The 15,130-nt window shown below is 73.6% G+C and carries 11 protein-coding genes; 4 read left to right on the top strand and 7 right to left on the bottom strand.

Annotated elements, in window-relative coordinates; genetic code table 11:
- The first annotated feature begins 61 nt into the window (after positions 1–61).
- Complete coding sequence (locus tag BM242_RS03385; protein WP_093837046.1) at positions 62–2,149, top strand: CotH kinase family protein; 2,088 nt, start codon at positions 62–64, stop codon at positions 2,147–2,149.
- Positions 2,150–2,245: 96 nt separating this feature from the next.
- On the opposite strand, the gene BM242_RS03380 is transcribed toward BM242_RS03385, so the two are convergent.
- Positions 2,246–3,049 (bottom strand): sulfite exporter TauE/SafE family protein, encoded by an 804-nt coding sequence (locus BM242_RS03380; protein WP_093837045.1) that lies wholly within the window; start codon positions 3,047–3,049, stop codon positions 2,246–2,248.
- 191 nt (positions 3,050–3,240) lie between these two features.
- Between BM242_RS03380 and BM242_RS03375 the strand changes: the two genes are divergently transcribed.
- Positions 3,241–4,542 carry an FAD-binding protein gene (locus BM242_RS03375; RefSeq protein ID WP_093837044.1) on the top strand — a complete coding sequence of 434 codons (1,302 nt, stop codon included), beginning with the start codon at positions 3,241–3,243 and terminating at the stop codon, positions 4,540–4,542.
- 163 nt (positions 4,543–4,705) lie between these two features.
- Here the strand turns inward: BM242_RS03375 and BM242_RS03370 are convergent, their stop codons facing one another.
- Together BM242_RS03370 and BM242_RS03365 are read right to left on the bottom strand one after the other, a co-directional pair.
- On the bottom strand, positions 4,706–5,539 hold the full coding sequence (locus BM242_RS03370) for a hypothetical protein (protein ID WP_093837043.1): 834 nt from the start codon (positions 5,537–5,539) through the stop codon (positions 4,706–4,708).
- 31 nt (positions 5,540–5,570) lie between these two features.
- A complete protein-coding gene (locus BM242_RS03365; RefSeq protein ID WP_093837042.1) occupies positions 5,571–7,439 on the bottom strand; it encodes a vWA domain-containing protein in 1,869 nt (622 codons plus the stop codon).
- Between the two features lie 240 nt (positions 7,440–7,679).
- Between BM242_RS03365 and pepN the strand changes: the two genes are divergently transcribed.
- Complete coding sequence (gene pepN / locus BM242_RS03360) at positions 7,680–10,259, top strand: aminopeptidase N (RefSeq protein WP_093837041.1); 2,580 nt, start codon at positions 7,680–7,682, stop codon at positions 10,257–10,259.
- A 143-nt stretch (positions 10,260–10,402) separates the two neighbouring features.
- Positions 10,403–11,140, top strand: a complete 738-nt coding sequence (locus BM242_RS03355) for an LppU/SCO3897 family protein (protein WP_139238249.1) — start codon at positions 10,403–10,405, stop codon at positions 11,138–11,140.
- Between the two features lie 28 nt (positions 11,141–11,168).
- On the opposite strand, the gene BM242_RS03350 is transcribed toward BM242_RS03355, so the two are convergent.
- From BM242_RS03350 to BM242_RS03335, 4 genes are all read right to left on the bottom strand, one after another.
- Positions 11,169–11,402 carry a hypothetical protein gene (locus BM242_RS03350; RefSeq protein WP_093837330.1) on the bottom strand — a complete coding sequence of 78 codons (234 nt, stop codon included), beginning with the start codon at positions 11,400–11,402 and terminating at the stop codon, positions 11,169–11,171.
- 24 nt (positions 11,403–11,426) lie between these two features.
- Positions 11,427–13,877: a 4-alpha-glucanotransferase gene (locus BM242_RS03345; protein ID WP_093837039.1), complete on the bottom strand. Its 2,451-nt coding sequence runs from the start codon at positions 13,875–13,877 to the stop codon at positions 11,427–11,429.
- The gene (locus tag BM242_RS03340; protein ID WP_093837038.1) at positions 13,874–14,212 is read right to left on the bottom strand and encodes a hypothetical protein; all 339 of its coding nucleotides are present in this window, start codon (positions 14,210–14,212) and stop codon (positions 13,874–13,876) included. Before BM242_RS03340 ends, BM242_RS03345 begins: the two co-directional genes overlap by 4 nt.
- A gap of 287 nt (positions 14,213–14,499) precedes the next feature.
- On the bottom strand, positions 14,500–15,054 hold the full coding sequence (locus tag BM242_RS03335) for an HNH endonuclease (protein ID WP_093837037.1): 555 nt from the start codon (positions 15,052–15,054) through the stop codon (positions 14,500–14,502).
- Between the last annotated feature and the right edge of the window lie 76 nt (positions 15,055–15,130).

The raw sequence follows: 15,130 nt of genomic DNA, 5'->3' as shown, positions 1-15,130 counted from the left end.
TGTGTTGCGCAGGAAACGCACGAGCACGGTCGCCGCACTGGCCGCTGTGCTTGTCATAGTCATGACAGGAATCTGGGCGGCGGGGGCGGCGGGCGCGCCCGCCGCCCCCGGCCCGGGGCCGTCACCGGAAGCAGCGGACGGCGCCGCAGGCGCCGAGGCCGAGGCCGGAGCCGAGGCCGACGCCGAGGCCCTGGCGGCGGGAGATGCCGAGCTGACCGGGGACATCGTCTTCTCCGTGCCGAGCGGAACGTTCCGGGGCGAGGTGTCGGTCGGGCTCAGCACCGCCGTGAGCGGTGCGCAGATCCGCTACACCACCGACGGCACGCTGCCGACGGCGGGTTCGCCGCTGTACGGCGGAACCCCGCTGCGGTTCACCACCACCACGCAGTTGCGCGCCCAGGCGTTTGTGAACGGCACCCCCTCCGGCGACCCGGGAACCGCCATGTACATCGCCCACAACGTCAGCACCAGCCATGACCTGCCGCTGCTGGTGATGGACGCCTACGGCGGCGGCAAGCCGGACCGCGAGTATGCCGACGTGGCGACGATGGTCATGGAACCGCAGCCGGCCGGCGGCACCACCTCGCTCTCCGCCGCCCCCGCCCTGGCCACCCGGGCCGGCTTCCATCTGCGCGGCCAGTCCTCCTCGACCTTCGAGAAGGCGCCCTACCGGCTGGAGCTGCGGGACAACGAGGACGACGACCTCGACCTGCCGGTGCTCGGCATGCCGGCCGAGGCCGACTGGGTGCTGCGCGGCCCGTTCTCCGACAAGACCCTGATCCACGACGCCTTCGTCTACGACCTGGGCCGGGCCATGGGCATGCAGGCACCCCGGTACGCCTTTGTCGAGCTCTACCTCAACCTCGACGGACAGCCGATGGGCACCGACGACTACCAGGGCGTCTACATGCTGGTGGAGACCATCAAGAACCAGAAGAACCGGCTGGATCTGAAGTCCCTGGACGAGGACGACACCACCCTGCCCGCCATCTCCGGCGGCTACATCTTCAAGTTCGAATGGATGGCCGCCGAGGAGCCGATTCTGGACTGCCCGGGCGGTACCGCCGACTGCTGGCAGTATCTGGAGGTCCACGACCCGGATGAGCTCAACACGCAGCAGCGCACCTGGCTGGCCCAGCATCTGCGGGAGTTCCACACCGCGCTGCGCGGTTCACGTCCGTCCGATCCGCAGACCGGCTATCCCGCTTATATCGACGTCCAGTCCTTTGCCGACCAGATCATCATCAATGAGCTGTCCCGGGAGATGGACTCCTACATCCGCAGCCAGTACTTCTACAAGGACCGGGAGGGCAAGATCTTCGCCGGGCCGCTGTGGGACTACGACCTCGCCTTCGGCGTGGGCGGCTTCTTCAACAACCAGCAGACCCAGGGCTGGCAGTACGAACAGACCCGGCAGCCGGCCGCACACGACTGGTTCACCCGGCTGACGGCGGACCCGGCCTTCGACCGGACGCTGCGGGCCCGCTGGCAGGAGCTGCGCCAGGGCGTGCTGTCGGACCAGCAGCTCGGCGCCCGGATCGACGCGCTGACCCGGCCGCTGGTGAACGCCGCACAGCGCAACTTCCAGAAGTGGCCCAATCTGACCAGCCCCACGGTCGGCTTCTTCATGACCCCGACGGCGAGCACCTGGCAGGGCCAGATCCAGCACATGCGCAACTGGCTCACCGAACGCACGGCCTGGCTGGACTCCGCCTGGCAGGGCGGCACCACGACGGGCGGCACCACCGACGGCGGCACGTCGAACGGCGGGACCACGAACGGCGGGACCACGAACGGCGGCAGCACCACCGGCGGGACCAGCACCGGCGGCAGCACCACCGGCGGGACGGGCAACGGCTGCTCTGCGGCGTACCGCAACGCCAACGAATGGCCGGGCGGCTTCACCGGCGAGGTGGTGATCTCCTGCTCCGGCGGCTCGCTCGGCGGCTGGACGGTGAGCTGGACCTGGCCCGGCAGCCAGCAGCTCACCCAGTCCTGGAACGCCACCTGTTCCCAGAGCGGCACCACCGTGACCTGCACCAATGCCCAGTGGAACGGGAATGTGACGGACGGCGGCCAGGTGAGCTTCGGCTTCAACGGCACCTTCTCCGGCAGCAATCCCGCTCCCACCGCGATCACCGTGCGGTGATCGGCCCCCGGGCGGGCGCGGGAGACCTCCCCGCGACCCGCACCCGCCCGGCGGGCCGGTGCGCGGGCGGGCCGGCCGGCCCGCCCGCGCACCGGTTCAGCGCAGCAGATTGAGCGCGGACAGGGTGGTGAAGCCCAGTACCAGCCGGGCGAAGAGCCTCTGGTCGAGATGGCGGACCACGGCCCGGCCGGCCAGCGCCCCGGCCACCACCGCCGGGGCCAGCGCGGCGTCCAGCAGCAGCGACTGCCCGTCGATCAGCCCCAGCCCAGCGCTGAACGGGACCTTGAAAAGGTTGACGATGAAGAAGAACCAGGCGCCGGTGCCCAGGAAACCCAGCATGGCGAAACCGGCCGAGAGCAGATAGAGCGCCATCACCGAGCCGCCCGCGTTGGCGACCATGGTGGTGAAGCCGGCCAGCAGGCCGAAGACCAGCGTCCGGGCGCGGTGCGGCACGGCCGGGGGCGCCTCCGTGTCCCGCGCCGTGTCCCGCGCCGTGGCCGTGGCCGGTACGGCCGGCGGGCGGTCACCGATGCGGGCCCGGCGGCTCTGCCAGAGGTGGACGGCGACGATCACCAGCAGCACCGCGCCGATGGTGCGCCGCATCACGGTGTCGTCCACCAGCGCCACGAACACCGTGCCGAGCACCACCCCGGCCGCCACCGAGGGGAAGAGGCGCAGCAGCACCGGCCAGTTGGCGTGCCGGCGGTAGGCGCGCACCGCGAAGACGTCCCCGACCAGCAGCAGCGGCAGCAGGGCACCGGTGGATTCGCGGGCCGGGAGCACGGCGGCGAAGATCGCGACGCTGAGCGCCGCCACGCCGCCGATGGCGGTCTTGGCGAAGCCGACCAGCAGCGCGGCCAGCGCCAGTGCCGCGAGCGCCGGCAGGGAGAGGTCGAACATCGCTCCGGACCCTATCCGACGGCCGTCCGGCGCCTGCCGCAAGCCGCCGGGCGGCTCGGGGCCGCTCTGGGCGGGCAGGCGGTTTCGTCATACAGTCTGCGGCATACCTTCGCGCCACCGCCCGCCGCCGGCCCTCACCCGGCCCCACGCCCTCATGCCCCCCGTACCCGAGCAGATCAGGAAGACCGCACATGCTCACCGCCGGTGCCCCCGCCCAGAACTGGGCGGGCAATGTGACCTTCGACGCCGCCCGGCTGCACCGGCCGGCCACCCGCGAGGCGCTGCGCCGCATCGTCTCGGTGGCCCGCAAGGTGCGGGTACTGGGCAGCGGCCACTCCTTCAATCTGATAGCCGCCACCGATGGCGATCTGGTCCGGGTGGACGGCCTGCCCCCGGTGTTCGAGCTGGACCGGGAGCGGTCCTCGGTGACGGTCTCGGCCGGGATGCGCTACGCCGAGGTGGCCGCCGCGCTGCACGCCGAGGGCTTGGCGCTGGCCAATATGGCCTCGCTGCCGCACATCTCGGTGGCCGGTTCGGTGGCGACCGGCACCCATGGCTCCGGCGACCGCCGGCCCGGCCTGGCCGCCGCCGTGTCCTCGGTGCGGCTGATCGCCCCGGGCGGGGAGGAGCTGACGCTGAGCCGCGCGGCGGATCCCGAGCGCTTCCCGGGCGCGGTGGTGAACCTGGGCGCGCTGGGTGTGGTGACCGAGCTCACCCTGGACGTGGAACCGGCCTTCGAGGTGGCCCAGTGGGTGCACCGGGACGTGGCGCTGCCGGTGGTGGCCGAGCGGTTCGACGAGGTCTTCGGCGCCGCGTACAGCGTCTCCGTCTTCACCGGCTGGGCGCCCGGCACGCCCGGCACGGTGGTGCTCAAGCAGCGCACCGGCACCGAAAACGGCACGGGCGGCACGGGCGGCACCATCGGCGCCGGCGGTCCGGAGCCGGACTGGCTGGGCGGGCGCCCGGCGGACGGGCCCTGGCATCCGGTGCCCGGCATGCCGGCGGAGTACTGCACCGTGCAGGGCGGGGTGCCCGGCCCCTGGCACGAGCGGCTGCCGCACTTCCGGCCCGGATTCACCCCCAGCCGGGGCGAGGAGCTCCAGTCCGAGCTGTTCCTGCCGCGCGCCGCCGCGCCGCGCGCCATCGCCGCGCTGGCCGGGCTCGGCGAGCGGGTCGCGCCGGTGCTGCTGGTGTCCGAGATCCGCACCATCGCCGCCGACGCGCAGTGGCTCAGCCCCTGCCACGGCCGCGACTCGGTGGCCTTCCACTTCACCTGGCGCAAGGACCCGGAGGCGGTGCTTCCGGTGCTGGCCGAGGTGGAGGACGCGCTGATGCCGCTGGGCGCCCGGCCGCACTGGGGGAAGATCACCACCCGCGTCCCCGCCACGGTCGCCGCCTGCTACCAGCGGATGCCGGACTTCCGCCGACTGGCCGCCGAGATCGACCCGTACGGCATCTTCCGCAACGAGTTCGTCTCCGCCCTGCTGGAGTGAGCGGCCGGGCCCGGCCCGTCACACAAAGACCGGCGGTCGTACAGCGCCACGACGGCGGGCAGCAGCGCGGCGAGGCTCCCGGGGCCGGTGAGGACCAGGTAGCCGAGTGCGGCCAGGGTGCCCAGGGCCGTCACGGACTGGCCGAGCGCCGGCAGCAGGAGTTTCACGGCGGGCCTCCGCCGTCCAGCAGGCCGTGGGTGATCTCCTCCAGCTTGTCCAGACCGGCCCGGACCGCCTCCAGCTCGTCGCCCAGCGGATCCCGGTCCAGGCGGCCCGCGGCGTCCTCGCCGGCCGCCTGGAGGGAGACCAGCACCGAACCGCGGTCGGCCGCCGCCTCCATCCGCAGGGTGGTGGACTCCAGGGTGGCCAGCAGCAGTTCGCGCAGTTCCTCCAGACGGGAGCGGGCCTCGGCGCGTTCGGCGGTGGCGCGGGCGGAGGCCTCCTTGGCGGAGCGCAGCGGTCCGGGCGGCAGGGCGGCGGCCTGCTCGGCCAGGCGGCGCTGGTCCCGCCGCAGCGCCCGGGAGTCCGGGCCGCCGGCCTCGGCGTCGATGACGGCCACCGCCTGCCCCTGGTCGTGGAGCCGCTCGACGGCACCCTGCACATAGGCGGCGGCCTCCGACAGGGCGGGCACCTCGGCCGCATGGCCGGTGAGCCGGTCGGCGGCGACCGTGGCCCGGTACAGCCAGGCCAGGGCGTCCTGCGGCACCGGGTCCCGGGGGCGGCCGGCCGGGGCGGCGGGCCGGTGCCCGGGGCCCGGGCCGGGGCGGGAGCCGGTGAGCCGGGAGGTGCCGGTGCTGACCAGCCAGACCAGGGCGGCGATGCCGGCCCCGGCCGGGACGGCCACCGCCCAGCCGCCGCCGGCGACGGCCGCGGCCGCGGCGCCCGCCGCGCCCAGCGCGAACGCGGCGGCGAGGCCCGCCGGATCGGTGCCGGGCCGGCGGGACGCGGGGGGACGGGACATGCCGCCGGGGTCCCGGTCGCTCGTTCGGTCGCTCATGACGCTGCCGCTCCGCTTCTGCCGGGGGACTTCAGAAGTTGCTGACCACGGAGCGCATCACCTCGTCGAGGGTGGCCGGGTCCCGGGCGTCGTAGGCCCGGGTGCGGGAGGCCTCGGCGATCTGGCCCAGGGTCTCCCAGTCAGCCGCCTCGCTGAAGGCGATGGGGAAGATCCGCACCGTCCGCTCCCGCTCCCCGGCGTCCACGTCGCGCAGCAGGGCGTCCAGGTCGTTGTCGGCCGGGTATTCGTTCTGGCCGTCCGTCAGCAGCACCACGGCGTTGATCCGGCCGGACTCGAAGTCGGCGACCATGGTCTCCTGGGCGGCGCGGACCGTGGTGTAGAGCGCGGTGCCGCCCTCGGCGTACAGGCCCTGGACGGCCCGGGCGACGGCCTCCCGGCCCTCGCCCAGCGGGGTGGGCGGCAGCACCTCGCGGTAGGGGGTGTCGGGGAAGTCGTCGGTCTCGGTGGAGAACGCCCACAGGCCCACCTCGTCCTCCTCGTGCAGCAGGTCCAGGGAGGCGACGGCCGCCTCCTTGGCCGCCTCCAGCCTGCTGCGGCCGTCCCCCGCGGGCTCGTTCATGGAGCCGGAGACATCCATCACCAGCAGTACCCGGGCCTTCTTCCGCAGATCGTCCCAGGCGTCCAGGATGGCGGTCAGCACCTGCGGGAAGGGCGGTTCGATCAGGGACAGCCGGGCGGCGGGATCGACCGAGACGGTCTCGGCCAGATCCTCGCCGACCGCGCCCCGGTGGTCCCGGAAGCCCACCTTTGCGAAGCGGTCCTGCTGTGAGGGCTCCAGCAGCCATTCGCGGAAGTCGGCGGCGGCGGCGCGCTGCTCCGCGGAGGCGGAGGGCAGAACCACGAAGGGGTGGTCCAGCATCAGGGTGCCGTCGTGCGGGTGGATGGCCACCAGCGGCACCTCGGGACGCCGCTCCTCGGTCATCTGGGCCGGGTCGCCGGTCGGGGCGCCTTTGTTGTAGAGGTGGACAAGCTGCTCCTGGACCAGGACGGCGCTGGCGTATCCCATGGCCCGGCCCTCGGTGTCGGCCTGGTAGAGGTTGGCCATGTAGAGGGTGGCGTCGTCGGAGTAGTGCAGGACGCCGGACTCCACACCGGCCACGAACTCCCGCACCTCGGGGTCGGCCAGGTTCTCCTCGGTGAGATCGCTGGACAGGCCGGTGGCGGCGTAGAAGGCGGCCACGGTGGCGGTCAGGCCGGAGGTGGAGGAGTGCGGATTGTCCTTGCCGAGGGCGAACGGCCCCCACTCGGGGTGGCCCAGGGAGCCCCAGCCCTCCGGGTCCTGGCTGAGGGAGAGCACATCGGCCCAGCCGATCTCGGCCTCCGGCCAGCCCAGGGCCTCGGCCATCGGGCGGGGCATGGCGATGGTGAGCACGCTGGTGGTGATGGAGGCCGGTTCCTGCGCCGCGTCGGGCAGCACCCCGCCGCGGTCGGCGGCGGCGGCGCGTTCGCGCAGCAGGTCCAGCCAGAGGGAGGAGATCGGGGACCAGACCTGGGGCTCGGCGGCGCCGGTGCGCCGCTCGTCCCAGCCCTCGGCGAGCGCCTGCATGGCCAGGCCGGAGGTGGTGCCGGTGACCGTCACCTCGGCGCAGCCGGCCCCGTCCGGCCCGTCCTTGCCTGCCTGGCTGTCCCGGCTGTCCTCCCCGCCGGGGTCCGCGGTGCCCAGGGGGAAGGTGCGGCCGGTGTCGTTGTACTCTTCGGCCAGCTCGGCCAGCAGGTCGTCCTTCTCCGTGGAGGAGCTGACCTGGAGTGCCACACAGTCGCCCGCCCGGTCACCGGTGCCGTCGCGTACCGCCAGAAAGACCACCAGAACGGCCGCCAGTCCCACCGTGGTGCCGATCCACAGCGGCAGCCGCCGCCCGCCCGCCGAGGATCTCGCCATCGGCAAACCCCCTGTCCGAAGAGACCGTTGGGAATCGTGCGCACAGCGTGGGGAACAGTCGTACGAGCGTACAGACGCCGCCGGACGGGCCGGAGTTCCACGGCCGGGGCCCGGAATTTCGGCGCGCCCCGTACCGGGTCGTCGTGGAAGGATGACGTCACGGCGGCAGCCGTCCACTGCACGGACGCCGGACAGAACCCGTTATCCGCGTGTAGGCGTATGTCAAAGGAGTCACCACAAGTGCCTGGCACCAATCTGACCCGGGAAGAGGCGCGCGAACGGGCGCGGCTGCTCCGTGTGGAGGGATACGAGATCGCGCTGGACATCTCCGGCGCGCCCGAGGGCGGGACCTTCCGTTCGGAGACGGTCGTGCGCTTCGAGGCCCGGGAGGCCGCGCCGACCTTCATCGATCTGGTGGCGCCCGCGGTGCGGGAGATCACCCTCAACGGCGAGGCGCTGGACCCGGAGAAGGTGTTCGCGGATTCCCGGATCGCCCTTCCGCAACTGGCGGCCGGCGCCAACGAGCTCCGGGTGGTCGCGGACTGCGCCTACACCAATACGGGTGAGGGCCTGCACCGCTTTGTCGACCCGGTGGACCAGCAGACCTACCTCTACACCCAGTTCGAGGTGCCGGACGCCCGGCGGGTGTTCGCCTGCTTCGAGCAGCCGGACCTCAAGGGCACCTTCCGCTTCACCGTGACCGCGCCGCGGGGCTGGTCGGTGATCTCCAACTCGCCGTCCCCGGAGCCGGGCGGGGCCGACGGCACCGTCTGGGAGTTCGAGCCCACCCCGCGGATCTCCAGCTACATCACCGCGCTGGTCGCCGGTCCTTACCACTCGGTGCACAGCAGTTGGCGGGGCCCGGACGGGCGCAGCGTGCCGCTGGCCGTCTACTGCCGGCCCTCGCTGGCCGAGCACCTGGACGCGGACGCCATCTTCGAGGTCACCCGGCAGGGCTTCGACTGGTTCGAGGAGAAGTTCGACTTCCCCTACCCCTTCGCCAAGTACGACCAGCTCTTCGTGCCGGAGTTCAACGCCGGCGCCATGGAGAACGCGGGCGCGGTCACCATCCGGGACCAGTACCTCTTCCGCTCCAAGGTGACCGACGCGGCCTATGAGATGCGGGCCGAGACGATCCTGCACGAGCTGGCCCACATGTGGTTCGGCGATCTGGTCACCATGGAGTGGTGGAACGACCTGTGGCTGAACGAGTCGTTCGCCACCTACACCTCCATCGCCTGCCAGGCGCACGCCCCCGGCAGCCGCTGGCCGCACTCCTGGACCAGCTTCGCCAACCAGATGAAGACCTGGGCCTACCGGCAGGACCAGCTGCCCTCCACCCACCCGATCATGGCGGAGATCCGGGACCTGGACGACGTCCTGGTCAACTTCGACGGCATCACCTACGCCAAGGGCGCCTCGGTGCTCAAGCAGCTGGTGGCCTATGTCGGGATGGACGAGTTCTTCCGCGGGGTGCAGGCCTACTTCAAGCGCCACGCCTGGGCCAACACCACGCTCAACGACCTGCTGGGCGCGCTGGAGCAGACCAGCGGCCGGGATCTGAAGACCTGGTCGAAGAAGTGGCTGGAGACGGCCGGGATCAACATCCTGCGGCCGGAGATCACCACCGACGACGAGGGCATGATCGTCTCCTTCGCGGTGCGGCAGGAGGCCCCGGCGCTGCCGGAGGGCGCCAAGGGCGAGCCGGTGCTCCGGCCGCACCGCATCGCCATCGGCCTGTACGACCTGGGCGAGGACGGCAGGCTGGTCCGCACCGACCGGATCGAGCTGGATGTGGACGGCGAGCGGACCGAGGTGCCGGAGCTGGCCGACGGCCGGGCGCGGCCCGCGGTGGTGCTGCTCAACGACGACGACCTGTCCTATGCCAAGGTGCGGCTGGACCCGGAGTCGCTGGCCATGGTCACCCGCCATCTCGGCGACTTCACCGACTCGCTGCCGCGCGCCCTGTGCTGGGCCGCGGCCTGGGACATGACCCGGGACGGCGAGATGCGCACCCGCGACTACCTGGAGCTGGTGCTCTCCGGCATCGGCAAGGAATCGGACATCGGGGTGGTGCAGACCCTGCACCGGCAGGTCAAGCTGGCCCTGGACCTGTATGCCGCGCCGGACTGGCGGCCGGCCGGGCTGGAGCGCTGGACCGGGGCGGCGCTGGAGCATCTGCGGGCCGCGGAGCCGGGCAGCGACCACCAGCTCGCCTGGGCCCGGGCCTTTGCCGCCACCGCCCGCACCGAGGAGCAGCTCGCCCTGCTGAGCGGCCTGCTGGACGGCTCCCGCACGGTGGACGGGCTGAGCGTGGACACCGAGCTGCGCTGGGCGTTCCTCCAGCGGCTGGCCGCCATGGGCGTGGCGGGCAAGGCGGAGATCGACGCCGAGCTGCGCCGGGACGCCACCGCGGCCGGTGAGCGGCACGCGGCCTCGGCGCTGGCGGCGCGGCCCACGGCCGAGGCCAAGGCGGAGGCCTGGGCCAAGGTGGTGGAGAGCGAGAAGCTGCCGAACGCGGTGCAGGAGGCGGTCATCGGCGGCTTTGTCCAGGCCGACCAGCGGGAGCTGCTGGCGCCGTACGCGGAGAAATACTTCGCGGCGGTGCAGGGCGTCTGGGAGAGCCGCAGCCATGAGATGGCGCAGCAGATCGCGGTCGGGCTTTATCCGGCGCTGGACATCTCACGGGAGAACCTGGCGGCCACCGACGCCTGGCTGGAGTCGGCGCGGCCCAGTGCCGCGCTCCGCCGCCTGGTGCTGGAGAACCGGGCCGGTGTGGAGCGGGCCCTGAAGGCCCAGGCCGCCGACGCCACCGCCTGAGACGGCGCGGGACCGTCCGCGCCCCCGCCGCCTCGGCGGGGGCGCGGACGGGGTCCGGCCGGGGTCACGGTCGGGGGCGGTGACGTGGCACGGTTCGGTGTCCCCCTGTTCGTTTTGTCACACGGAGCCCTTAGCCTGGGCTGGTGAATGGTCGGGGAACACCCCGCCGCGGATTCGGGCGCGCCCATGCGCGGACCACCGTGTTCGGCGGGCAGCTCATGATGCTGGGTATCGTGCTGGCCGTTTTCGCCCTGCTCGTGGTGCCGTCCCTGACCGGCAACAGCTCCGGTGCGGCGGCGTCCGCGGGCGGCGCCGGGGCGGAGCCGGAGCGGGCCTCGGCGGCGCCCGCGCCGGACCCCACCGCCGAGGCGTTCCGCGCGGTCCGGAAGGGCGACTGCCTGTCCAACCACAAGGCCGGCGCGGAGTGGACCAGCTTTGTGCCGCGGCCCGTGCCCTGCGCGTCCGGCAACGCCTTCGTCCGGGTGACCGGCGTGGTGGCCAATGCGCACAACTGCCCGGACGGCACCGGCCGCGCCCACTTCTTCTACACCGACGCCGGGGGCCGGACCACGGCGGTGTGCTTCCAGCGCGAGTTCCGCCCCGGGCAGTGTTTTGTGGCCCGGCTGACCGACACCCCGGACGGCCGGGTCCGGATGGAGGAGGCGGACCTCACGGTACGGCTGGACTGCGCGGCCACCGGCACCGCGATACCCGAGCCGCACAACACCGTGCTGGAGATCACCGGCGTGATGCCCGCCCCGGAGACCGAGCCGGCGCGGCCCTGCGCCCGTTCGCCGCAGGACGGCACGACCTACTGGTACTGGATCACCAACGGTGACACCGAGCTGGTCTGCGCCACCCACCCGGAAGCGGCGGGCTGAGCGCGCGGCTGCGGCGGCCGGGGACGGCTCAGGCGCGGCTCTTGCCGCCGGTCCTGCGGTCGGCGAGCACCACCAGCGCGGCGATGACGCCGAACAGCACCAGCGGCGTCACCACGAAGACGGTCAGCGTCTCGAAGACGCTCAGCCCCTCTCCCGGGTCGTCGCCGTCGTCGCGGGTGAGCGCCTGGGCGGCGGGGGAGGACAGCAGCGTCAGCAGTGTTGCGCCGAGGGTGACCGCACCGGCCCTGGCGGCACGCTTCATGTTCTTGTTGACCACGCGCCCAACCTAACCAACGCCGGACGCTCCCGCGCCACCGGGGTGGTCCCCGGGCGCCGGTACGCCGCCGGGCCCGGCCGCCGCGGCGGCGTTCTGCCCGTCCGTCCCGTCCGTGCCCTCCGTCCCCTCCGTCCCTTCCGTGCCGTCCGGGGGCTCCGGCTCCGCCGGGCGGGCCGCCAGTTCCTCGGTGACCGCGGCGGCCAGCGACCGCAGCCGCTCGGACCCGGCCAGCGTCTCCAGGGTCACCGGCCGGCCCGCCGGGTCGGCGACCGGCAGCCGCCAGTTGGGGTACTCCCGCCAGGTGCCCGGCACATTCTGCGGACGCCGGTCGCCCACCCCGTCCGGCAGCCACAGACCGATCAGCCGGGCCGGGGTGCGGGCCAGAAAGCGGTAGGCGGCGGTGATCCGCTCCTCCTCGCCCGCGCCCGGGGCGAGCAGCCCCAGTTTGGTGAAGTAGCGCAGCCAGTCGTCGTTGTCGGCGCGGGCCGCCGCCCGCTCCGCCTCGGGGTCCTGCGGGAGCAGGCCCAGCTCCTCGCGCAGCTCCAGCCAGCCGGTGCCGTCCCCGGTGATCCGGGCCGCGGTGGGCGGCAGATCGTGGGTGGTGACGGTGGCCAGGCAGGCGGCGCGCCACTGCTCCGGCCGCAGCGGCGGCGGCAGGGCGGGCGCGGCGGCGCCGCCCGCGGCGGCCTGCCCGCTCCGGCCGGCCCGCCCGCCGCCTTCGCCGTCGGGCATCGTCAGGGGGGTGCCGCCGAGCTGGTCCTCGCCCGTGACCCCGGTGGCCCGGGCCAGCGCGGCCCAGCGCAGCGAACGGCGCCGGGGCCGCGGCCGGCCCGGCCGGCCGCGCTCGCCGGCCGCCCGGTCGGCGGCGTCCCGCCGTTCCCGGCCCGCCCAGTCGCGCTCGAACCACAGCACCGAGGTGCCGTGCAGTCCGCGCCGCTGAAGATCCTCGCGCACCCCGGGTGCGACCGTGCCCAGATCCTCGCCCACCACCAGGGCACCGGCCCGGTCCGCGGCCAGGCTCAGCACGGCGAACATGGCGTCGGCGTCGTAGCTCACATAGGTGCCCTGGGTGGGCGGGGCCCCCTCGGGCACCCACCACAGCCGGTAGTGGCTCATCACATGATCCACCCGGATGCCGCCGGCGTGCCGCAGCAGCCCGGTCAGCAGCTCCCGGTAGGGCAGATAGCCGGTGGCGGCCAGCACATCCGGCCGCCAGGCCGGGACGCCCCAGTCCTGGCCCTTGGCGTTGAACGCGTCCGGCGGGGCGCCCACGGTCACGCCCGGGGCGAGGGCCTCCTGCCAGGTCCACGCCTCCGAGCCCTGGGGGTGCACGCCCAGCGCCAGATCCTGCACCAGCCCGACCGGCATGCCGGCCTCCCGGGCGGTGCGCTGGGCGCGGGCGAGCTGCTCGTCGGCCTGCCAGACCAGCCAGCAGTGGAAGTCCACCCGCTCCATCAGGTCGTTGCGGGCCCGGGCGGTGCGGCCGGAACGCGGATCGCGCAGCCCGGCGGGCCAGCTCCGCCAGTCCGGGCCGTAGAGCTCGGCCAGCGCGCACCAGGTGGCGTGGTCCTCCAGCGAGCGGCCCCCGGCGGCCAGAAAGGCCACATAGGCGGCCTGGCGGCCGGCCGAGAGCGGGACATCGCGCTTGATCAGTTCCAGGGCCTCCCGCTTGAGCTGCCAGACCGCGTCCCGGTCGATGGGCACGCCGCGGTCCAGCACGGCCTCGCGCAGCGCGGCGGCGCGGGTGCGCAGCGCGTCCACCCGCTCGCGGCCGGCCGGCTCCAGATAGGCGTATTCGGGGATGTCCTCGACGCGCAGATGCACCGGGTCGGGAAAGCGGCGGTTGCCGGGCCGGTAGGGCGAGGGATCGGTGGCCTCGCCAGAGGCGCCGGGCACGGCCGCGTGCAAGGGATTGAGCTGGAGGAAGCCGGAGCCCAGGGAGCGGCCGGCCCAGCCGGCCAGCTCGGCCAGATCGGCCAGGTCGCCCATGCCCCAGGAGCGGCGGGACAGCACGGAGTAGAGCTGCACCAGCAGCCCGTGCCGGCGGCCGGGCGGGGCGGGCAGCGGGCCGGGCGGCACGATCAGGGTGCAGCGCGCGGCCCGGGCGTCGGGGGTGGTGGCGTGCAGGGTGTGGCAGCCGGGGGGCAGCCCGGAGGACCAGGGCAGTGTCCGGCCGTCCTCGCATGCCACCCCCAGTTCGGTGCCGGGAGGCAGCCCGGGCGGGTCGGCGGGGCCGGTGCCGGGGTTTAACACCAGGGTGGGCGGCAGCAGCCGCTCCGCCCGTTCCTGTTCGTGGCGCTCCAGGGCGTCCCGGGCGGCGCCCGGGGTGGTGGCGTCGACGCCGAAGGCACCGAGCACGGCGATGACCGTGTCGTCGGCGATCTCGACGCGGTGGCCCGGTGAGGGTTCGTAGGCGGTGGCGACGCCGTACGCCTCGGCGAGCCGGGCGAGTGCGGTCATCCGGCCTCCAGGACGGATTCTGCGGTGAGCGGGGGTTCGGCGGCCAGCGGGCGCTCCGAGGTCAGCGGAACCGCTCCGCCGGTCGCGGGTTCGCTGGTCAGGGGACGGGGACGCCGGACGTCCTCGGCGACGCGGTCGTCCGGGCCGGACAGGTCCGCCAGGCTCAGCTCGCCCGTCTCGTCCCACAGCAGCGGGGCGTCGGGGGAGTCCGCCGGGGTGCCGGCGGGGTCGCCGCACCGGTCGGCCGCCCGGTGCGGCGCGCCGCCATGGTTCTGCGCGGGCAGGGTGATGGCGGGCGCGCTGTAGCGGGCGGCGGGGGATTTTCGGTCGCTCATGCGGTGTGCTCCGTTCCGATTCCGCGGGTGCCGGTTCCGGCACCCGCTCGGTGGCCTACCCCATGGTCGCCCGGCCATCCCTGGCTGTCCGCGGAAGGTGAAGCACTTCACCCGAGGGATGCACGCAAAATTTGCCGCCCATACATCCCTCCGACGCCGTTCTTGCGGGCCTCGGGCCCCGTGCCGGCCAGCATCACACCACCCGCCGCTCGGCTCCCGCTGGAGCCGCGGCACACCGGCGCCCGTCCCGGGCGGTGAGTACGGTGCGTGCCCAGAGTGCCGTGACGCTATGCGGCCGGAGGGTGACCGACCGGACGTGCCTCGAAGCGTTCCAGGGCCTCGTCGCCGCCATAGGGCCGGAGATACGGCAGCCACCGCGGATCGCGGTGGCCGGTTCCGAGAATGCGCCAGGCGAGGCCCTTGGGCGGCGCGGGCTGATACCTGAGTCTCCAGCCGAGCTCGGCCACCTGCCGGTCGGCCTTGATGTGATTGCAGCGGCGGCAGGCGGCGACCACGTTGTCCCACACGTGCTGGCCGCCGCGGCTGCGCGGCACCACATGATCGACGCTGGTGGCCACACCGCCGCAGTATGCACAACGGCCGCCGTCCCGGGCGAAAAGCGCCCTCCGGGTCAGCGGCACGGCTCCGTGGTACGGCACCCGCACAAAGCGTTTGAGCCGTACCACGCTGGGCGCCGGTATGGATTCGGTAGCACTCCGCAGCAGCGTCCCGGAGTCCTCCAGCGTCACGGCCTTGCCGTGCAGGAGCAGGATCAGTGCGCGTCGCACCGGCACGATGCCGAGCGGCTCGTACGAGGCATTGAGGACCAGGACATTGGGCACGGGGTGGCCTCCACTTCCGTCGGCGGCACATGGCTCGCGCCGTGACGATCTCCCACAGTGTGTCCCGACGACGGGG

The organism is Streptomyces aidingensis, assembly GCF_900112355.1.
GTDB lineage: Bacteria > Actinomycetota > Actinomycetes > Streptomycetales > Streptomycetaceae > Streptomyces > Streptomyces aidingensis.
The sequence above is the reverse complement of the archived record's forward strand: the minus strand, read 5'-3'. Positions and strand labels throughout refer to the sequence as shown.

Bases quoted from the DNA above. Each gene is read 5' to 3' on its own strand.
- BM242_RS03370 (WP_093837043.1), bottom strand. From the start codon at position 5,539: ATGAGCGACCGAACGAGCGACCGGGACCCCGGCGGCATGTCCCGTCCC.
- BM242_RS03385 (WP_093837046.1), top strand. From the start codon at position 62: ATGACAGGAATCTGGGCGGCGGGGGCGGCGGGCGCGCCCGCCGCCCCC.
- BM242_RS03340 (WP_093837038.1), bottom strand. From the start codon at position 14,212: ATGAGCGACCGAAAATCCCCCGCCGCCCGCTACAGCGCGCCCGCCATC.
- BM242_RS03365 (WP_093837042.1), bottom strand. From the start codon at position 7,439: ATGGCGAGATCCTCGGCGGGCGGGCGGCGGCTGCCGCTGTGGATCGGC.
- BM242_RS03375 (WP_093837044.1), top strand. From the start codon at position 3,241: ATGCTCACCGCCGGTGCCCCCGCCCAGAACTGGGCGGGCAATGTGACC.
- BM242_RS03350 (WP_093837330.1), bottom strand. From the start codon at position 11,402: ATGAAGCGTGCCGCCAGGGCCGGTGCGGTCACCCTCGGCGCAACACTG.
- BM242_RS03380 (WP_093837045.1), bottom strand. From the start codon at position 3,049: ATGTTCGACCTCTCCCTGCCGGCGCTCGCGGCACTGGCGCTGGCCGCG.
- BM242_RS03345 (WP_093837039.1), bottom strand. From the start codon at position 13,877: ATGACCGCACTCGCCCGGCTCGCCGAGGCGTACGGCGTCGCCACCGCC.